Origin of the sequence: Microcoleus sp., from assembly GCF_049646505.1 — a bacterium.
Lineage (GTDB): Bacteria > Cyanobacteriota > Cyanobacteriia > Cyanobacteriales > Microcoleaceae > Microcoleus.
The window spans coordinates 1-2859 of record NZ_JBARVX010000514.1 but is presented as its reverse complement, the minus strand read 5'-3'; the positions used below and the strand labels follow the sequence as shown (position 1 = coordinate 2859).

Here is a 2859-nt window from a genome sequence, read left to right as displayed (position 1 = left end):
TTCCGGTTGCACTCATGCCGGAATTGTTGACTGTTGACTGTTGACTGTTGACTGTTGACGGGCGGGTGGAAAAACTGAATGGTTGAGTGTTAACTGTTGACTCGATTTTATGATTCCGATGCAACCGTCCACGATATAACAGGCTCTATTATGCGGAAGCAACAACAGAAATGGAAGTCGCAAGATTCTCCTCCCCCACTCCCAATTCAGGTTTTTTCCCCAGCCCGGTGTTTTGTGTGAGTACCCTGATTTTCGCCCGGTTTTGTTGACTTCATCTCTCCCGCCGTCAAAAAACACCTGCGAGCTCTCCTCCTCTGGGATTCTTCCCTGGGGCTTCTGGCTTCGAGCGCGGTTGCCGGACGATCGTACAATTGAATACGGCTGCTGCGACTGATCGGAAAAACACAGAATGCACGCTGGCGATCGAGATTTTAGTTTCTCGGCTGGACTCGATCGACCCTTCTGTACTTCAATCAGCGAGTGCTGATGAGTGTTGTACTAGGTGTGCTACGATCGTCACAAGTTGAAAATTGAGTACAACCAGACAACCTAACAACTTAACTGGATTGTCGAGTGCACAGCCATACAAACACGGTGTTGCCGTCTAGGAAAGCTCGCACTCGAACCAAAACCGAACAGGATCGAAAAAACCGATCGAGTACGGAGCGGGCATACCGGAATTTACGCTTGAGGAGAAGACACCTCTAAAGCGGTTGGAGCAATCCAGTCGCCAGCAAGTGACTTCGCTGAATCAAGAATCTCAGTCACAAACAGTGCTGAGAGTGCCCGAGTAAAACTTGATAGAGCAACCTCAATCAGGGTTATGTGGCTTCGTGAGTTATTGCCTCAATCCCAAATGCCCGAATCCCTCCGATCCAGCAAACTCTGGCAAATCCGCGTGCATTCACTGCGGGTCTCAACTTTTGTTGGAAGGTCGATATCGGCTAGTCGCGCCTCTCGGCAACGGCGGCTTTGGCAGAACATTTGAAGTGGACGACAACGGCGCCCGAAAAGTGCTCAAAGTCCTGCTCAAAGAACATCCCAAAGCTGTAGAACTTTTTAAGCAAGAAGCCGACGTATTGGTCAGGCTGAGACATCCAGGTATTCCAAAAGTCGATCGCGACGGTTATTTTACATTTTCGCCAGCTCACAGCACAGAGTCTTTTCACTGCCTGGTGATGGAGAAAATTGCTGGGGCAAATTTGCAAGACTGGCTGAAACATCGGGGCCGCCCGATCGGCGAACAACAAGCTCTCAACTGGCTCAAACAACTGTCGGAAATCTTAGACCAAGTTCACCGACTCAACTATTTTCATCGAGATATCAAGCCGCACAACATTATGTGCAAACCGAACGGGCAGTTAGTGCTGATTGATTTCGGGACTGCCAGGGAAGTGTCGGCGACTTATTTCGCTAAAGTCGGTCAGGGGGCAAATGTGACTGGCATCGTTTCCCCTGGCTACACACCGCCGGAACAAACTAATGGCAAAGCTGTTCCGCAGTCGGATTTTTTTGCATTGGGGCGCACTTTTGTTTATTTGCTGACCGGGAAGCCGCCGACTGCGTTTCCAGAGAACCCGCGCACGGGCAGATTAATGTGGCGCAAAGGAGCTCCTCAAGTTTCCGACCCCTTGGCTAACGTGATCGATTACCTGATGGCGCCTTTTCCTGGCAATCGACCTCAAAGTCCGCAGATGGTTTTGCAGTGCTTGGAGGAAATTAATCTCGACGGCGCAGAAACTCAGTTGCCGACTCAGTTGCCGACGACAGGGCAAACGAGAATTCGCGGAATGTCTGGCGGGCCTGGGGCGACGAAACAGAGTTTGATGAAGCGCCTCAGACCTCTGAATTCTGGCGAGAACCAGACCGAAAAAAATGTTTTTGGCAAAAATAAGTGGGTGGCGGGCGCTGCTGTCTTGATGCTGGCTATTGGCGCGTCTCAAATTTACGGTTCGATGCGTTACAAAGTGTTTCCGGCAAACCCGGTGTGGCTGCTTGCTAGTTTGCCTAGCAGTCAGTTTTTGGAAAAAAGTTTGGATAATGTCGGGAGTGTAAATGCGATCGCCCTCTCGCCGGACGGTAAAACTTTGGTCAGCGCCAGCTTTGGGACGATTAGAATTTGGAATGTGAAGACGGGACGCCTGGTGCGGACTCTCAATGCGGTGCACTCTAAAAAATCGGTCAAGACGCTGGCGGTGAGCCCGGATGGCTCGATTTTTGCCAGCGGCGGCGACGACAATAATGTGATTTTGTGGGATTTGAAGACGGGGCGGCGGATGCTGACGATTTCTGCTCACAAAGCCACCGTCAACGCCCTCACTTTTAGCAGTGACGGTAACACTCTCGCTAGCGGCAGCGAGGACAAGACTGTGCGTTTGTGGAATGCCAAAACCGGCAGCAGGTTGCGGACTTTGGGCGGCCACGCCGGAGGAGTAAATGCGATCGCTTTGAGCCGGGACGGTAAAACTCTCGCTAGTGGCAGCGAGGACAAGACTGTGCGTTTGTGGAATCTCAACACCGGAGAAGTCAGAAGAATTATCACCGGTCACGGGGGCGCCGTTAATTCTGTAGATTTTAGCCCCAACGGGCAACTTGTGGCTAGTGCGAGCAACGACAATACAATCCGTTTGTCAAACGTGCGAGACGGAAGGCGAACCCGCACTTTTAAAGGGCATTCGAGTTGGGTGAGGACGATCGTCTTTAGCCCGGACAGCCGCACTTTGATTAGCGCCGGCGGAGAGATTATAGTTTGGGATTTGAAGACGGGAAAAGAAAGAGCCACTCTTTCGGGTCACAGTCAGTTTGTGAATTCTATTGCTATTACCAAAGATAGCAAGACTTTGGCAAGTGGCAGTCCCG

The 2859-nt window shown here is 51.2% G+C and carries 1 protein-coding gene; it reads left to right on the top strand.

The features are described from left to right. Window positions 1–833: 833 nt before the first annotated feature. The coding region (locus tag WBA89_RS24480; protein WP_424410090.1) for a protein kinase domain-containing protein at window positions 834–2859 on the top strand (2026 nt) is incomplete at its 3' end.